The sequence below is a fragment of the Deinococcus arboris genome (assembly GCF_009755355.1).
Lineage (GTDB): Bacteria > Deinococcota > Deinococci > Deinococcales > Deinococcaceae > Deinococcus > Deinococcus betulae.
The window spans coordinates 1-14,892 of record NZ_WQLB01000023.1; the positions used below are offsets into that span (position 1 = coordinate 1).

General features: G+C 66.8%; 12 protein-coding genes. 8 read left to right on the top strand and 4 right to left on the bottom strand.

Translation table 11 applies throughout. The features are described from left to right. Window positions 1–404: hypothetical protein (locus GO986_RS15190; protein ID WP_157460158.1), on the bottom strand; the 404-nt coding region annotated here is incomplete at its 3' end. Between the two features lie 169 nt (window positions 405–573). Here GO986_RS15190 and GO986_RS15195 point away from each other — a divergent pair. The 8 genes from GO986_RS15195 (at window position 574) to GO986_RS15230 (ending at window position 12,665) form a co-directional block, all read left to right on the top strand. Continuing rightward, window positions 574–1,512, top strand: a complete 939-nt coding sequence (locus tag GO986_RS15195; RefSeq protein ID WP_157460159.1) for a hypothetical protein — start codon at window positions 574–576, stop codon at window positions 1,510–1,512. Beyond that, window positions 1,509–2,003, top strand: coding sequence for a hypothetical protein (locus tag GO986_RS15200; RefSeq protein WP_157460160.1), 495 nt, complete (start codon window positions 1,509–1,511; stop codon window positions 2,001–2,003). The genes GO986_RS15195 and GO986_RS15200 overlap by 4 nt, the downstream gene beginning before the upstream one ends. A gap of 170 nt (window positions 2,004–2,173) precedes the next feature. After that, complete coding sequence (locus GO986_RS15205) at window positions 2,174–2,962, top strand: TIGR00282 family metallophosphoesterase (RefSeq protein WP_157460161.1); 789 nt, start codon at window positions 2,174–2,176, stop codon at window positions 2,960–2,962. Between the two features lie 38 nt (window positions 2,963–3,000). Beyond that, window positions 3,001–5,496, top strand: coding sequence for a phosphoenolpyruvate carboxylase (locus tag GO986_RS15210; protein WP_157460162.1), 2,496 nt, complete (start codon window positions 3,001–3,003; stop codon window positions 5,494–5,496). A gap of 214 nt (window positions 5,497–5,710) precedes the next feature. Beyond that, window positions 5,711–8,677, top strand: coding sequence for an AfsR/SARP family transcriptional regulator (locus GO986_RS15215; RefSeq protein WP_157460163.1), 2,967 nt, complete (start codon window positions 5,711–5,713; stop codon window positions 8,675–8,677). A 439-nt stretch (window positions 8,678–9,116) separates the two neighbouring features. Then, window positions 9,117–9,275, top strand: coding sequence for a hypothetical protein (locus GO986_RS15220; RefSeq protein ID WP_157460164.1), 159 nt, complete (start codon window positions 9,117–9,119; stop codon window positions 9,273–9,275). Beyond that, the gene (locus GO986_RS15225; protein ID WP_157460165.1) at window positions 9,272–9,607 is read left to right on the top strand and encodes a hypothetical protein; all 336 of its coding nucleotides are present in this window, start codon (window positions 9,272–9,274) and stop codon (window positions 9,605–9,607) included. The genes GO986_RS15220 and GO986_RS15225 overlap by 4 nt, the downstream gene beginning before the upstream one ends. 79 nt (window positions 9,608–9,686) lie before the next feature. Next, window positions 9,687–12,665 carry an AfsR/SARP family transcriptional regulator gene (locus GO986_RS15230; protein ID WP_157460166.1) on the top strand — a complete coding sequence of 993 codons (2,979 nt, stop codon included), beginning with the start codon at window positions 9,687–9,689 and terminating at the stop codon, window positions 12,663–12,665. A gap of 285 nt (window positions 12,666–12,950) precedes the next feature. On the opposite strand, the gene GO986_RS15235 is transcribed toward GO986_RS15230, so the two are convergent. The 3 genes from GO986_RS15235 to GO986_RS15245 form a co-directional block, all read right to left on the bottom strand. Beyond that, on the bottom strand, window positions 12,951–13,208 hold the full coding sequence (locus tag GO986_RS15235) for an NAD(P)H-dependent oxidoreductase subunit E (protein WP_157460167.1): 258 nt from the start codon (window positions 13,206–13,208) through the stop codon (window positions 12,951–12,953). 121 nt (window positions 13,209–13,329) lie between these two features. After that, window positions 13,330–14,106, bottom strand: a complete 777-nt coding sequence (locus GO986_RS15240; protein ID WP_157460209.1) for a TerC family protein — start codon at window positions 14,104–14,106, stop codon at window positions 13,330–13,332. A gap of 179 nt (window positions 14,107–14,285) precedes the next feature. Continuing rightward, window positions 14,286–14,876 (bottom strand): TetR/AcrR family transcriptional regulator, encoded by a 591-nt coding sequence (locus GO986_RS15245; protein WP_157460168.1) that lies wholly within the window; start codon window positions 14,874–14,876, stop codon window positions 14,286–14,288. Window positions 14,877–14,892 lie beyond the last annotated feature (16 nt).

Consider the following 14,892-nt stretch of genomic DNA (forward strand, 5'->3'; position numbering starts at 1 on the left):
GCGACCAACAAGACGGTCTGCTGCAAACCATCTATCTGGAATGGAGCCGCGTGCGCCCACCTGCACAGCCCCTCACGGCTGAAGGCAACGCAGCCAGACTCCAGCAGTTCCGGCAGAAGTACCAACCGCTGTTTACCCAGTTTGATCAGTTGGCGCGTATAGAAGATGCCCGTGACTACCTGCACGCCCAGTATCCAGAGGTGGCCCTGCTGTCCAAGAAACTTGGGTCTCCTGGACTGGCGGCAGCCCCCAACACTGCAGCAGCGAACGCCAAACTGGGCGGCCTGCTGAACACGGAATATGGCAAAGCCCGCCAGGCTATTGTTGCCCTGCGCACCAAGCTTCAAGGCGGCCACTTGCCCATTCAGCACATGGACGTTTTGCTGTATCAGGTGACTCAGCAAGAAGGCATTCAGACGGGCCCTGCGTCACCCAAGAGCCAGGCCGTGACGGCTTGGCTGGACAGTCAGAAACCTGTGGACCGATCTCGGGCTGACGTTGGCGTCAATAGGCTTTACCATTGCTGCTCTGCTCGCGCCGGAGTTTGTCTTGGCGGGCGCAGCGGCACTAGCTGTGACCGGGACCCTGACCACCCGCAACTTGTTGAGCAGTCAGACGCAGCGCGGAGTCTCCAATGCGCAGGCGATGGGCGGCCAGCCTCTGACGAGCGTAAGTCCGGAAGCGGCGCAGGCGCAGGTGGTGCTGGCCCAGGTTGACGCTCTGATGATGGGCGCTGGAGTCGCCGCAGCGGGCGCAGCAGGACTGAAGAACTTGGGGCCTTTATCAAAGAGTGTGCAGGGCCTGAGCAGCGGAGGCCGTTACCGCTGGGCGGCCGGCGAGGTCAATGCTGGCCGCCTGGGGGGCTACATTGCTGATGCCAGCCAAGATGCACGACTGGCAAAATTCCCAAGGAACGAGTGGCCCGCTGCAAAAGATTTCTGGCCAACTCTTCGGACGAGAACAGACGACGTACCCAAAATTGCCAAGCTGGTCGGTATGCCGGAAGAAGAGGTCCTTCTGGCCAAGCAACACCTGATGGTGCGGTATCAGCTCATACGGCTGGACGACGGCATTATCAGGGTTTCCAGATTTGAGCCTAATGTGGAGGACGCTATTCTCTGGCAGCGAGTTACGAACGGAGAAGAACTAAAGGAAATAGAAATAAAATATCTAAGAATGCTTGTCAAACATGAGCACGAGGAGGCAAAGATACTAAGTATCCATCCCGGTTTGATGACTGAATTCTTGGAAAAGGGAGACCTATTTGAAAGATTAGTGGTAGACTTAAAAATCAAGGGGCTTGATACGGATAAATTGCTTCTCGATGAAGGAAAATTAAGACCGGTTACTCCATATCGCTATGCTCATATTATCGCCCATCAGAGCGGAGCAAGGCAGCCCAATATTAATATAGGCGATATATACTCAGATATGGGCTTAATTGATGTTGATCTAAGATATCAACAATATATGCCTACAGCAAAGGGCAAAACGCTTTTAGGATTGAAATGAATAGAGATGATTTACTCTTACCGAAAGAACTTATAAATACTACTCCGGATAATCTAACGCTCCCTGTTGAAGGAATTTATACTCCAGAATTCTTACTTATAATTCAATTACGCTATTACTGTTTTTCCTCTGAAAATTACCCCCCCGATGAGTGGCTACCTAATATTAATCCATCATGGACACCTGTTAACGATGAGGAATTTTTTACTAAGCTTGAAACAATCTTAAAAGATTTAGTTGATTTAATTAAACGTGTTAAATATATTGACGAGGCGATAGATTTTATCAATAGAGATGAGCGAAATATTCCTCTTATTCGAGAAATAGTCAATCTCTCACGGGTACAATATAGAGAAATGCGCAAAATTGGCTTTGATCCCAAAAAGCTCCATAGAGCATCTCTTATTATATTCAAATTCATTAGTATAGTTGGTGATGGGTCAGAAGATGAGTTGAGAGAATTCGTTGGTGAATTGAATGAGTATAAATGACTTATTTTTTAAAATTTACGCTCCAATCATAAAAACTTAGCAAATTTTAATAGGTATTTTTAAATCATTCGAATAGTTCGAACAACGGTCGCCCAAACAAATATCAACTCGCATGGTGAATTTTGTCTGGCTTTGCCAACCTTCGTCCCTGCCGCGCTACCCTACGCTCCATGCGTGTGCTGTTTTTAGGGGACGTGTTCGGTCAGCCGGGGCGGCGGGTGCTGAGCGCCCACCTGCCTCAGCTGCGGGCTCAGGCCGATTTTGTCATCGTGAATATGGAGAACTCGGCGGGCGGCTTTGGGCTGCACCGTGAAGCCGCCGACGCCGCACTGAAAGCCGGGGCCAATTGCCTGACGCTGGGCAACCACGCCTGGCACCACAAAGACATCTTTACGATGATGCAGGACGAGGGCACCTATCCCATCGTTCGGCCCCTGAATTACAGCGATCCCAGTACACCCGGCGTGGGCTGGCGCACCTTCAACGTCAGGACGGCGGCCGGGCTAGAGAAACTCACGGTGGTCAATCTGCTGGGCCGGGTCTTTATGGAAGCGGTCGGCAACCCCTTTCTGGCTATGGACGACCTGCTGGAGCGGGACGACCTGGGCACGGTTTTCGTGGACTTTCACGCCGAGGCCACCAGCGAGAAACAGGCGATGGGCTGGCACCTGGCTGGGCGCGTGGCCGCAGTGATCGGCACCCACACCCACGTCCCCACCGCTGACACCCGCATCCTGAAGGGCGGCACGGCGTACCAAACCGACGCCGGGTTTACTGGACCGCACGACTCGGTGATTGGCAGCGGGCGGGACGGTCCCATCCAGCGCTTCCTGACCGAGCGGCCCCACCGCTTTGGGGTGGCCGAAGCCAGCCGCGCGGAACTGAATGGGGTGTTTGTCCAGATAGAGGGCGGCCGGGCCACCGGGATTGAACGGTACCGTTACATCGAAGAAGGCTAAGTGCGGGCCCCTGGCCCCACCCTGCCCGGAGGGCGCCTATGAGTATTCGGAGCGATGTCAAAACGCTGGGCCGCATGCTGGGCCAAGTGCTGAAAGAGCAAGAAGGCGAAGCGTTTTTCAATCTGGTCGAGCGCACGCGCGCCCTGGTGCGCGAGGTGCGTGCCGGCGGCGACGACCACGAACTGCGCGCCATGCTGGCCGAGCTGTCAGGTGCCGACGCGGGCAACCTGGCACGCGCCTTTACCTGGTATTTCCAGCTGGTCAATCTGGCCGAGGAATACGAGCGGGTGCGGGTGCTCCGCGCCGCTGGGGGCGTGAGGCCCCAGAGCCTGGAACAGGCGATGCAGGAACTCAGAACCCAGGGGCTCAGCGCCGAGGAGGTCGAGGCCCTGCTCGCCCGCCTGGACCTGGGCCTGACCTTTACAGCCCACCCCACCGAGATGCGGCGGCGCACCGTGCGGCGGCATCTGGAACAGGTGGCCCGCGCGCTGCCGGGGCTGGCAGAGGGCGGCGCCGAGGGAACGGCTGCCGAGCAGATCGCCGCCCATGTGGAGGCCCTGTGGCGCACCCCCGAACTGCGCCGCCTCAAGCCCACCGTGCTGGACGAGGTCAAGGGCGGCCTGAACTACGTGTCTAGCATCGCCGAGGCCCTGCCAGGGCTGCAGCGCGACCTGCAGCGCGCTTTCCGCGAGGTCTACGGCCGCGACACGGCGGCGACCCTGCCCCTCAGCTTTTCCTCGTGGATGGGCGGGGACCGCGACGGCAACCCGTTCGTGACGCCGCAGGCGACGCGTGAAGCGCTGGCCCTGCACCGCGAAAGGGCGCGTGAGGTGCTGCTGGGCCTGATCCGCCAGGCGTTTGCCGACCTCAGCCAAGCCGATGAGGACGGTCAGGAGGGCACACGCACCGAGTTACAGGCCCTCTTTGACGCCGTGCAGGCGGGTGAGACGGTGGCGCTGGTGCCGCGCCTAGAAGCCCTGGACGCCAGCCTCAGAGCCCAGGGCCAGCGCCGCAGCGCCGAACAGCTGCTGACGCCGCTGCTGACCGCCGCGCGGGTGTTCGGGCAGCACCTCGTGAGCCTCGACATCCGCGAGCACTCGGCGCAAACTGGGGCGGCGGTGGCGGAATTGCTGCGCGCCTCGGGGGTGGAGGCCGACTATCTGGCCCTCCCCGAACACGCCAAGCAGGAACTGCTGACACGCGAATTACGGTCTCGCCGGCCGCTGTGGCCGGCAGGCGAACCCCTACCCGAGGCGCTGGAAACCGCCATCGGCCCCATCCGCGAGGTGCAGGATGCCGTGCGCCAGGCTGGGCCGCGCGCCTTCGGCCGTTACGTCATCAGCATGGCCGAGTCCGTCAGCGACGTGCTGGAACCGCTACTGCTGGCGCGAGAGGTGGGCCTGCGGATTCTGCCCGTGCCGCTGTTCGAAACCCTGGACGATCTGACACGCGCTCCGCAGGTGGTCTGGGAACTGCTGAGCCTCCCCGAATACCGCACGGTTCTAGGCAGTGACGTGCAGGAGATCATGCTGGGCTACAGCGACTCCAACAAGGACGCCGGATTTCTGGCCGCCAACTGGGCACTGCACGAGGCCCAGCGCCAGATCAGCGAGGTTTGCCGCCGGGCGGGCGTGCGCTGGCGCTTTTTTCATGGGCGCGGCACCTCCATTGGACGCGGGGGCGGGCCCGCCAGCCGGGCCATTCTGGGCCAGCCGGCCGGCACTATTGACGCGGGCCTGCGCATCACCGAACAGGGCGAGGCGCTGGCCGATAAGTACAGCCACCCGGTGCTGGCGCGGCGCAACCTGGAACAGGCCCTCTACGGCCTGCTACTCTCGGCGGCGCGGCAGAGCAGTGACCTCAACCCCAGCTGGACCGATGCCATGACCCGCGCCGCCCGCGCCAGTGCCGGGGCTTACCGCGCTCTGGTGGACGACCCCGGCTTCCTGCCGTTTTTTGAGGCCGTGACGCCTATCCACGAGATCGCGCGCCTGAACATCGCCAGCCGACCGGTGCGCCGCCCCGGCGCCCCCACCCTGGGCAACCTGCGCGCCATTCCCTGGGTTATGAGCTGGACACAAAACCGCGCCAACCTCCCCGGCTGGTACGGGCTACTGGAAGGGTTAGACGCCATTGGGCTGGACACCGCCCGCGAGATGTACGCCGCCTGGCCCTTTTTCCGCACGGTGCTGGACAACGCGCAGATGAGCCTGGCCAAGAGTGACCCCCTGATTTTCGACGAATACCTGCGGCTGGACGGCGCGGGCGCACACCCATTAGCCGCGCAGCTTAAAACTGCCTACGCCCGCACCGCCGAGGGGGTCGCGGCGGTGGTGGGCGCGGAACTCATGGCCAACGAGCCCCGCCTGAAAGAAAGCATCAGCCTGCGCAATCCCTACATTGACCCTATCCACCGCATTCAGGTGGAGCTGCTGCGCCGCAGCCGCAGCCAGGAGGGCGGCCTGGACGCCTTCGAGCGGCCGCTTCTGCTGACCATTCAGGGCATTGCGGCGGGGGTACGGAACACCGGCTGAGATAGAGCGCCCCTGATCGGCTGAGTCAAGGAGAAGCCATCAGACCTTCGAATGAGCTGCGTCTGCTCACCCGAGCACGCTTGAGGACTCAACATCATTCGGAGTGCTGCTGACCCAGCAGCTTGCGGCAGAGCACCGCTCTAGAGAACATCCCCTCCACCTTGCTGCTCGGGCAGTCAGTGAGCTGACGCGGCCCTCTATACTGGAAGCTCCCATGACTGCCTCAGCGCCCGTTCATCCGTCTGTGGTCGTGCCCCGGCCTCTGCGGACCGAACTGGGGCGCTCGGCGCTGCTGACCACACTGGCCGCGCCTGGCCCAGAGGTGGTCGCGCTGCTGGCGCCGTCAGGCTACGGCAAGACCACGCTGCTGGCCCAGCACGCCCGCGCCCTGGGCCGGGAAGCCCTGTGGCTGAGCCTGAGTGCCAGCGACTCCGAGGTGGAATTCTTTGTGGCCTCGCTGACCCGCGCCGTTCGGCGGCTGGGGCCAGTGCCTGAACTGGCCGCCGGCACCGCCCCCGAGCGCGCCGCTGACGCCCTGGCCGGGCACCTGCTGGACCACTGGCCGGGCGTGGGCCTCTACATTGACCGCACCGAACTGCTCAGTCCCCTGACCGGGCAACTGCTGGCCCTCTTTCTGGAGCCGCTGCGGGGCACGCGGGTCTTTCTGAGTGGCGTGGCGATGGACACGCTGCCGCTGGCCCGCTGGACCGCTGCCGGGCAGGCGACGGTGCTGGGCGCCGCACAGTTGGCCTTCAGCGCGCTGGAAAGCGAGGCCTTCCTGCAGGCGCGGGGGGCCGCCCAGGAAGCGCAGGCGGTGGTTGCCGCCCTGGAAGGCTGGCCGGCGGGGGTGGCCCTGGCCGCCGGGGGCGCCCACACGACCCTGGACCCCAGCGACCTGATGCGGGAGGCCCTGAATGTGCTGCCGGGCGCCCTGCGCAGCGGGCTCCCCGAGGCCAGCGTCCTGAGCGAATGGCACGACGATCTGGTGCGCGAGCTGGGTCTGCAGTTGCCCGGCGGCTGGCTGGACACGGTGCGCCGCGCGGGCCTGCCCGTCACGCCGCTGGGACGCGGCTGGTACCGGCCGCATGGGCTGCTGCTAGGCACCCTGGAAGCTCAGTTGAGGCGCGACCCCGCCCGGTTTGAGGCGCTGCACGCGGCCCAGGCGCGGCGCCTGGCGGCCACCGACCCCCTGGGCGCACTGGGGCACGCCACGCTGGGACAGGCCCACACCCTGACCCTGGAACTGGCGGCGCAGGTGCTGCCGCGCCTGAAAGACCGGGGCGAATTCTCGCTGATGCACGCCACTCTGGAAGGCCTGCGTCTGCCAGACGAGCCGGCGTGGCTGCGCGAATACCGCGCCGTGGCCCGCATCGAAGCGGGTCAGCCTGGGGCCGGAGAAACTGAACTGCGCGCCCTGCACGCCGAGGGTCAGACAACTGCACTGGGCTTTACCTCGCTGGCGCTGCTCGCCACGCGCCGGGGTGAATTTGCCGAGCAGCTGCGGCTGGCCGAACTGGGTCTGGCGCTGTTTCCACCCGAGCAGACCCGCTCGCTGACCCTGCAGCGGGCTGTGGCCCTGATTTCGCTGGGGCAGGTTCACGACGGCCTGCGCGTCTGCGAGGCCGCCGCCGCCGAGGCCAGAGCGCGCGGCGCCCCGCTGGACGAAGCCGCCGCCCTGACCATGAGCCAGTACGCCCACCAGATGCTGGGCCAGTGGCCCGAGCGGGCGCAGGCTGTCGCGCGGGCGTCGGCCCTCTTGCAGGAGCAACGTCAGGGCGCGCGGGCCGTGCCACTGCTGAACATCCTGGCTGAAGAGGCCCTGCTGCGCGGCGAGCAGGCCCAGGCGCACACGCACCTTGCAGAAGCGCTGGAGGTCGCCCGGCGCAGCAGCCCCGTCATGGAGCCGCAGCTGCTGCTGACCCGCAGCCAGCAGGAGGCCGCCGCTGGTGACCTGAAGGGCGCGCAGGCCACACTGGACACCGCGCTGGACACCGCCGGGCGGCTGCGCCTGGATGTTCTGCGGCCCTTCCTGCGGCTGGCCCAGTTCGAGGTGCTGCTGAATCTGGGGGCGGCGGACGAAGCTGAAGCCGCCTATCAGGACGCCGCCGCCCTGCTGAGCGGCAGCGGGCGGCAGGCGGCGCTGCTGCCTTTTGCCAGCGGACTGCGGGCCTGGACACGCGGCGAGTGGGCACTGGCCCAGAGTGCCCTGACGGAAGCCACGCAGCAGCCGGGGCGCACCCAGCCGGTCCGGGCGCAGCTGTATCTGCTGGACCTTGAACGCCGGCAGCGGCCCCTGACCGCCGCCGATGCCCAGCACGCCCGAGCCTGGCTGCTGGGCCTGAATGCCGGCGCCCTCCTGGCCCTGGACCGGGTGGCGCTGGCCCCTCTGGCCGCCAGCCTGAGCGCGCTGGACCCAGGGCACCCGCTGGCCGTGCTGGCAGGGGACGCGGCCCCGCCGACACCCGGACCCCTGCTGGCCTACCCCCAGCTGGACGTGCGGGCGCTGGGGCGGGTCCAGGTGACGGCCAGTGGTCAGGCCGCGCGCCTCCCGCTGGCCAAATCCGCCGAGGTGCTGGTGTGGCTGGCCTGGCACGGCGCGGGCAGCTCCGCTGAGATCATGAACGACCTGTGGGACGGCTCGCGGCAAAGCAAGCACCACGAGTATTTCCGGGTGGCAGTGCGGCGGCTGCGCGCCGCCCTGACACAGGCAGGCGGCTGGACCTTTGACCCCGTGCCCTACGACGGCCAGCGCTACCGCCTGCACCCCGACCTTCAGGTCACGCTGGACGCCCGCACCGTGATGACCGAAGCGGCGCGGGGCGTGGACGGCCTGACTGCCGCCTTAGATGCCTACAGCGGTGACCTGCTCCCCGGCGCCGAAGGTGAGTGGGCGCTGCGGCTGCGTCAGGAGGTGCGCGCGGCCCTGCTGGATGCGGTGATGGACGCTGCCCGCGCCCATCCCGGCGAGCAGTCGCTGGGGGCGCTGCGCCGCGCCGCTCTGCTGGAACCGGCCGCCGAGGACATCAACCTCACCCTGATTGAGACCCTGCTGCCGGGTCAGCCGCAGGGCGCCCTGGCGGCGTTCCGCACCTACGCCCGGCAGCTGCGCGCCCTGGTGGACGAAGATGTCCCCGAAGCACTGGTGCGGCGCCTGCGCGGTCTGGGCCTGCCTCTGCCCTGAAGCCGCGTCTCCATCGGTAGAGCTGAAGGTGTTGAAGTCGAGGGCTGTTCTAGGTTGGGTCAAACCACTCACAGCGGAAGCCAGAGCGGCTGAGGAGACTTCTCAGCCGCTCTGGGCAAACGACAGGCCTTCCTGAAAGAGGCAGAAGGGGAATGAAGGGGTGCCGTTGGCTTCGAGCTGAAACTGACAGCTGCTGTCAGAGTCTCGGCCCTGGGACAAAGGAACGCCACAGAGCAACCTCTTGCTCAGCGTTGGCGGTTCCTGGGAACTGGCGCCCAGGCCAGGCCATCAGTGCGCTTCTAGAGGTTTGCTGCCGAAGTCACACAAGCCCATCCCCTCACTGGGAATATGAAGATCAGCCTAAGCTCCGCTCAAGAGTTTCCCAGGGTATTCCCAGGGGGTTTCCTAACCTGAACTCACTTCAGGACAAGGAGACACCATGAACATCATTCGCACCCTGCTGTCGACGCTGGCCCTGCTCCTCATGTTCGCTCAGCCCCCAGCCCAGGCCACCAGCGCGCCGCCCCAGGTCCAGATGGAAGGCGACCAGACGATTGACCCGGTGTGGCCGCCCATCTGGTGGCCCTTCTGCCCATGACCGCCTCCACGGCGCCGCGCCGGTATGACCTCGCCCTGGATCTGGCCTGCCAGACCATCGCGGCCTGCCTGGACCGCGCGCGCCTGGCGGCCCCCGAGCGCACCCGGTTGCACGCTGCCCTTCAGGACCTGCGCCGCACCTGGGGCACACCCGCGCCGCTTGAGCCTCTGCTCCAGACGCTGGGGCTGGCGCTGGCCGACCTGCCCGACGACTGCGCCCTGCCGGCCCGCGTCAGCCTGCACACCATCCGCCAGTGGCGCTGCGAGGTGCAGGAGCCGGGTGCCCTGGGGGCCGTGGGGTGGCCCAGCGGCCTGGCCAGCGCGGCTTCCTGATTCTCTGCGTCTCCTATTGCCGTTGTCCTGGTCAGCCCTTCCCTCTCGCCCCTGCCCTGCCCACCGGAGGCCACCGCGTATGACCGTTTCCCCGTCTCCACGCCACGCCCCAGCCAGCGCGCAGGTGCCAGCGCCGCTGCCCGGTGAGCTGCCGCGCGCCGCGCTGCTGGCCGAGGTCACGCAGGCCAGCCGGCGCATCACCGCCCTGATTGCTCCGGCGGGCTACGGCAAGACCACGCTGCTGGGTCAGCTGGCCCGCGCGGCGCAGGCAGACGGGCAGGCCACCGTGTGGCTGACCCTGACCCCAGAAGAGGCGGACCCGGCGCGGCTGGCGCAGGAACTGGCGCGGGTATGCGCCGCTCTGCCCGGCTTCCGGGACGACGCGCTGCGCCGGGCACTGGCAGCGGGTGGACCCAGCGAGCCGCTGGCCCAGGCCCTGGCCCGCGACCTGAACGACCTGCCGCACAACCTCCTGCTGATTGTGGACCAGACCGAGGCGCTGGGGGCAGCGGGCAGTGCGTGGCTGGGCAGCCTGCTGGGCGCGCTGGGCGAGGGTCACCGCAGTGCGCTGGCCGGCTTTGACCTGGGGCCGCTGCGCCTGGGCCGCGTGCTGGCCGGCGGCGGGCTGCACCTGCTGGACAGCGAGCGACTGGCCTTTAGCCCGGCGGAAGCCGCGCAGTTCTGCGCGCAGCATCCGGGCGCGGTGAGCGCAGTTCATGACCGCTGGCCGCTGGGGCTGGCCCTGTGTGCGGCAGGCGCCGAACTGGGCAGCGCCCTGACGCCGCAGGCCTACCAGGAAGACCTGCTGGCCTTGCTGCCGCCCCCCCTGGACAACCTGCTGGACGCCGCCGCCGTGCTGCCCGTCTGGACCGCCGCCGAATTCCGCGCGCTGGGCACCGAGCCGCCCGGCGACTGGGCCCAGACCCTGCTGGGAACGGGCCTGCTGCTGCGCGCACACGGCGACGGCACCTACCGCCCCCACGACCTGCTGCTGGCCGCCCTGCGCCAGCGCCTGGACCGCCGTCCCGACGCGCGCCCGGCCCTGTGCCGCCGCGCCGCCGCGCGCGCCGCGCAGGATGACCGCCCCCTGGAAGCCATCCGCCTGTACCTGCAAGCGGGCGACCCCGCGCAGGCGGTGCAGGTTGCCCAAACCTACGCGCCGGCCCTGGAAGAGCAGTGGGCCTTTGACCTGCTGCGCGAAGTGCTGGCCAGCCTGCCCTACGCGGCCCTGACCCCCGAACTGCGCGTCAAGTTCTGCCTGTGCCTGCTGCATTTTGGCGAGGTGGTGCGCGCCGAGGCGCTGCTGCGCGACCTGCGCGGCCTCCCCGAGGTGCGGGCTGAAGCGCTGTTTCTGCTCAGCGTGGTGGCCTCGCGGCGGGGCGACAGTGCCCGGCAACTGGCCCTGGCCGAAGATGGCCTGAGTGCCCAGCCCAGCGACCGCGTCCGCACACGCCTGATGCGGGTGCAGGCCAGCGCGCTGAATGTGCTGGGCCGGAGTCAGGACGCCCTGCCCATCGCCCACGAGGCCCTGGCCCTGGCCCTGGACACCGCGCAGCCCGGCGAGCGGGCGCACCTGCTGGCCCTGCTGAACGCCCTGCACGCCTTTACCCGCACGCCCCTGGCCGAACGCGAGGCCGTGATTCGCGCGGGAGTGCGCGCCTACCAGCGCGCGGGGCTGCCGCAGGCCTGCACCCGGCTGCACGCCTCTTTGGCCTACCTCTACCGCCTGCATGGCCGCCTGCAAGACGCGTGGAATGAGTTGCAAGCCGCCCTCACCCTGGAAGGCACCCACCCCACCCCGGACGGCTGCCTGATGCTGGAGGCCCAGGCCGACCTGCATCGCTGGAACGGCGACGACGCGGCTGCCGGCGCCGTGTATGCCCAGGCCCTGGCCGCCGCCGAGGCGCAGGGCGTCAGCTATGTGCAGGCCGCACTGGGCTACAAGCTGGCTGAACTGGCCCTGCGGGCGGGCGACAGCGCCCAGGCCGGCGCGCACCTGACCCAGGCCCGGTCCTGGGCCTACGAACAGCCCGGCACCTGGACCCAGGGCGCCGCCCGCTTTTACGAAGGCCTGTTTGCCGCGCTGCGCGGCGACGACGCCGCCGCCCAGGCGCATCTGCGCGTGGCCCTAACCGACGCGCGCCTGGGCCTGGAAGAACAGGTGCGCGCCCGCGCCTGGCTGCTACACCTGGCCCCCACCGACCAGCCGCTCCCGGCCGACGAGGTGGCCGCCCTGGGCGACCTGCTGACCTTTCTGGGCAGTTGCGCCGCCCTGCGGCTGGATCAGCCAGCCCTAACCCCGCTGTATGCGCGGCTGCCGGGCCACTGGCCGGGGCTGGAGGCCCTGACCGGCGGCGCCGCTGCCCCGCCGGCCACCCCCCTGGAACACCAGCGGCTACCACTTCAACTGTCTGTGCTGGGCGGCGGCGTGCAGGTGCAGATCGGCGGGGCCCCCGTGCGGATCGCGCACAGCAAATCGGCCGAGCTGCTGGCGTGGCTGGCCCTGCACGGCCCGGCCACCCGCGAACAACTGGTGGACGCCCTGGCCGGTGGCGGCAGCGAGCAGCGGCACATTGATTACATCAAGGTCTCGGTGCGCCGCCTGCGCGCGGCCCTGAGTGAAGCGCCGGGGGTGGGGTTCAATCCCCTGGAATTTCGCGCCGGGCAGTACGCCCTGGCCGACGCCTTCGAGGTGCAGGCCGACGCCCTGACGGTGCGCGCCGCGCGCTGCAGCTGTGACCCGGCGGTGCTGACGCGCGCCCTGGACGCCTATACGGGCCCCCTGCTGCCCCGCCTGGACAGCGCCTGGGCCGACGAGGACCGGCTGGAATTAGAAGAGGAAGTGGTCGCCTGCGCCCTGCGCCTGGCCGAACTGGTGCGGGCGACAGACCCTGAACTGGCCGCGCGCGCCTACCGCCGTGTGCTGGACCTGGACCCCCTGCAAGAAGACGCCGCCGAGGCGCTGGTCAGCCTGGTCGGGGACCACGGCCGGGCCAGCGAGGCGAAGCACCTGGGCCGCATTTGCCAGCGCCGCTTAGAGGACGGGCTGGGGGCATAGGCGGCAAGGAGCGGTCTACCAGATGAGGAGGGCTTCCCTTTCGGGCCACGTAAGTACGGCGCCTCCAATGAACTCTGGCCTGTGACAGGTCACAACGGTTCATGCCGAGTAACCCTGAACATCTTGAGAGCAGTTCAAGCAGGCAACAAAGCAGTCTGAGAGGCCCGGCGTGGGCAATCCAAGGCTGTTCTGAGGTGTGGGAGGCATAGACAAAACTCCCTACATCCAGCACCCAGAGGAGCTTTCACCCCGCAGCAGTTTGACGCGGGTGGGCGACGCCCAGTCCTACCGCACCCAGCGTTTCATCAGGGTCAGGAGGCGCTCTGGGGTCACCTGGCGGTATTCCACCTCGCCCACGCGCACCAGCGGCGCGTCCTCGGGACGAACGCCCGCGCCGCACTGCGCCAGCACCAGTTCCACGTTTCCGTCGGCTGTCACCATGCCAGGGCTGATGCGAAGAGCCGTCCACACGGCGTCCAGCAGGTTTTCGCGGTCTTCGGGGGCAAGGTATTCGGTGCAGATTTCCAGACGGGTGACGGGCAAGGGGTCGGCCTCCTTCAGGCGCGCCCATGCTAGCCCATCTGCCGCCGGGGCACCGCAGATGGGCCGCCCGGTGAACGCTGGGCGGCCCTCCTCAACTGCCAAATCGCTACTGTCTTTGCACCTACGAGGCGTCTGGGTGACGGCCGCTTTCGTGCAGAGGCACAGGCTTGCCCCGGCGCGCCCGCAGGTTCAGCATCTCGACGGCAATGGCAAAGCCCATCGCAAAGTACGTGTAGCCCTTGGGAATCTTGAAGCCAAAACCGTCGGCAATCAGGTTCACGCCAATCAGGAGGAGAAAAGCCAGGGCCAGCATCTTGACGGTGGGATGGGCCTGCACGAAGTCACCGATGGGCCGCGCCGCCACCAGCATAATCATCACCGTCACGACCACCGCCGCCACCATCACGCCGATGTCGTCAGCCATGCCCACCGCCGTAATCACCGAGTCCAGGCTGAACACGATGTCCAGCAGCATGATCTGCCCGATGATGGCCGCAAAATTGGCCCCGGCGACCTTGCCCGCCGTCGGCCCCGCGTCATGGGCGCCGGGACCCTCAAGCTGCTCATGCATCTCCTTGACGGCCTTGTACAGCAGAAAGAGGCCGCCGAAAATCAGGATCAGGTCGCGGCCACTGAACCCCTGCCCAAAGACCGAAAAGAGATCGTCTTTCAGGCGGTAAATCCAGGTGATCGAGAACAGCAGGCCCAGGCGCATCACCATGGCGCCCAGCAGGCCGATGGTGCGCGCCCGTTGCTGCTGCTCGGGGGGCAACTTGCCCGCCAGAATCGAGATAAAGATGACGTTGTCGATGCCCAGCACCACTTCAAGCAGCAGCAGGGTGCCGAAAGCCAACCAGGCTTCCGGCTGGGAAATCCAACCGAACAGGGTTTCCATCAGTTCAGGCTCCAACGCAGAGGAAAGACAGACGCTGCCACGCACGCCTGAGGATGCCGCTGGGGTCAGAGACCGAAACCGCGCCCGTGCGGCGCGCCGACCTCATGGTGGCGGGCTAACCGCCGGGGGTTCATGTGTACTGGCTTAAGAGGCTTTTAGACTGAGGGGCAGGTCCGGTGCCGTCAGGCGTGAGCAGCAGCGCCATCCAGAAAGACGGCCAGCAGCGCGCGGGCTGTGCCCTGGGGGTCAGCGGCCGGCGCCCCTGTGACCAGCGGGTAGGTCAGGGCGAGAAAGGCGCGGGCCAGTGTGGCGGGCGCGATATCACCGCGTAGCTCGCCGCGCGCCGAAGCAGCTTCAAAGAGGGCGCTCAGGCCGCCCACCCAGACCCGGCGGTAAGCCTGTTCAAAGGCTGCGCGGCGCTCCGGCGAGACGTGGCGCAGTTCACCGGCCAGTTGCAGGCCCACGCGCTGCTCGGGGGCGGTGGCCAGCAGTTCGTGAACCAGGGTGTCCAGTTGTAGGCGGATGCCCACCTGCGCCTCGGCCGAAGCCACCAGGCGGCTCAGGCCCGCCAGCGTGCCGTCCAGCATGGCCAGGAACAGCGCTTCCTTATCGGCGTAGTGGTGGTACAGGGCCGGCTTGGTCACGCCCACCGCCTCGGCGACCTCACGCATGCTGACCCCGTGGTAACCGCTCTGCACAAACAGCCGCGCGGCTTCCTGCTGGATACGGGCGCGGGTGGTGTCGGCAGGCGCAGTCACGGGCGGAACGGTCATCGCCCTGCATGATACC

Coding starts and splice junctions, on each gene's coding strand:
- GO986_RS15200 (WP_157460160.1), top strand. CDS start 1,509: ATGAATAGAGATGATTTACTCTTACCGAAAGAACTTATAAATACTACT.
- GO986_RS15205 (WP_157460161.1), top strand. CDS start 2,174: ATGCGTGTGCTGTTTTTAGGGGACGTGTTCGGTCAGCCGGGGCGGCGG.
- GO986_RS15210 (WP_157460162.1), top strand. CDS start 3,001: ATGAGTATTCGGAGCGATGTCAAAACGCTGGGCCGCATGCTGGGCCAA.
- GO986_RS15215 (WP_157460163.1), top strand. CDS start 5,711: ATGACTGCCTCAGCGCCCGTTCATCCGTCTGTGGTCGTGCCCCGGCCT.
- GO986_RS15220 (WP_157460164.1), top strand. CDS start 9,117: ATGAACATCATTCGCACCCTGCTGTCGACGCTGGCCCTGCTCCTCATG.
- GO986_RS15225 (WP_157460165.1), top strand. CDS start 9,272: ATGACCGCCTCCACGGCGCCGCGCCGGTATGACCTCGCCCTGGATCTG.
- GO986_RS15230 (WP_157460166.1), top strand. CDS start 9,687: ATGACCGTTTCCCCGTCTCCACGCCACGCCCCAGCCAGCGCGCAGGTG.
- GO986_RS15245 (WP_157460168.1), bottom strand. CDS start 14,876: ATGACCGTTCCGCCCGTGACTGCGCCTGCCGACACCACCCGCGCCCGT.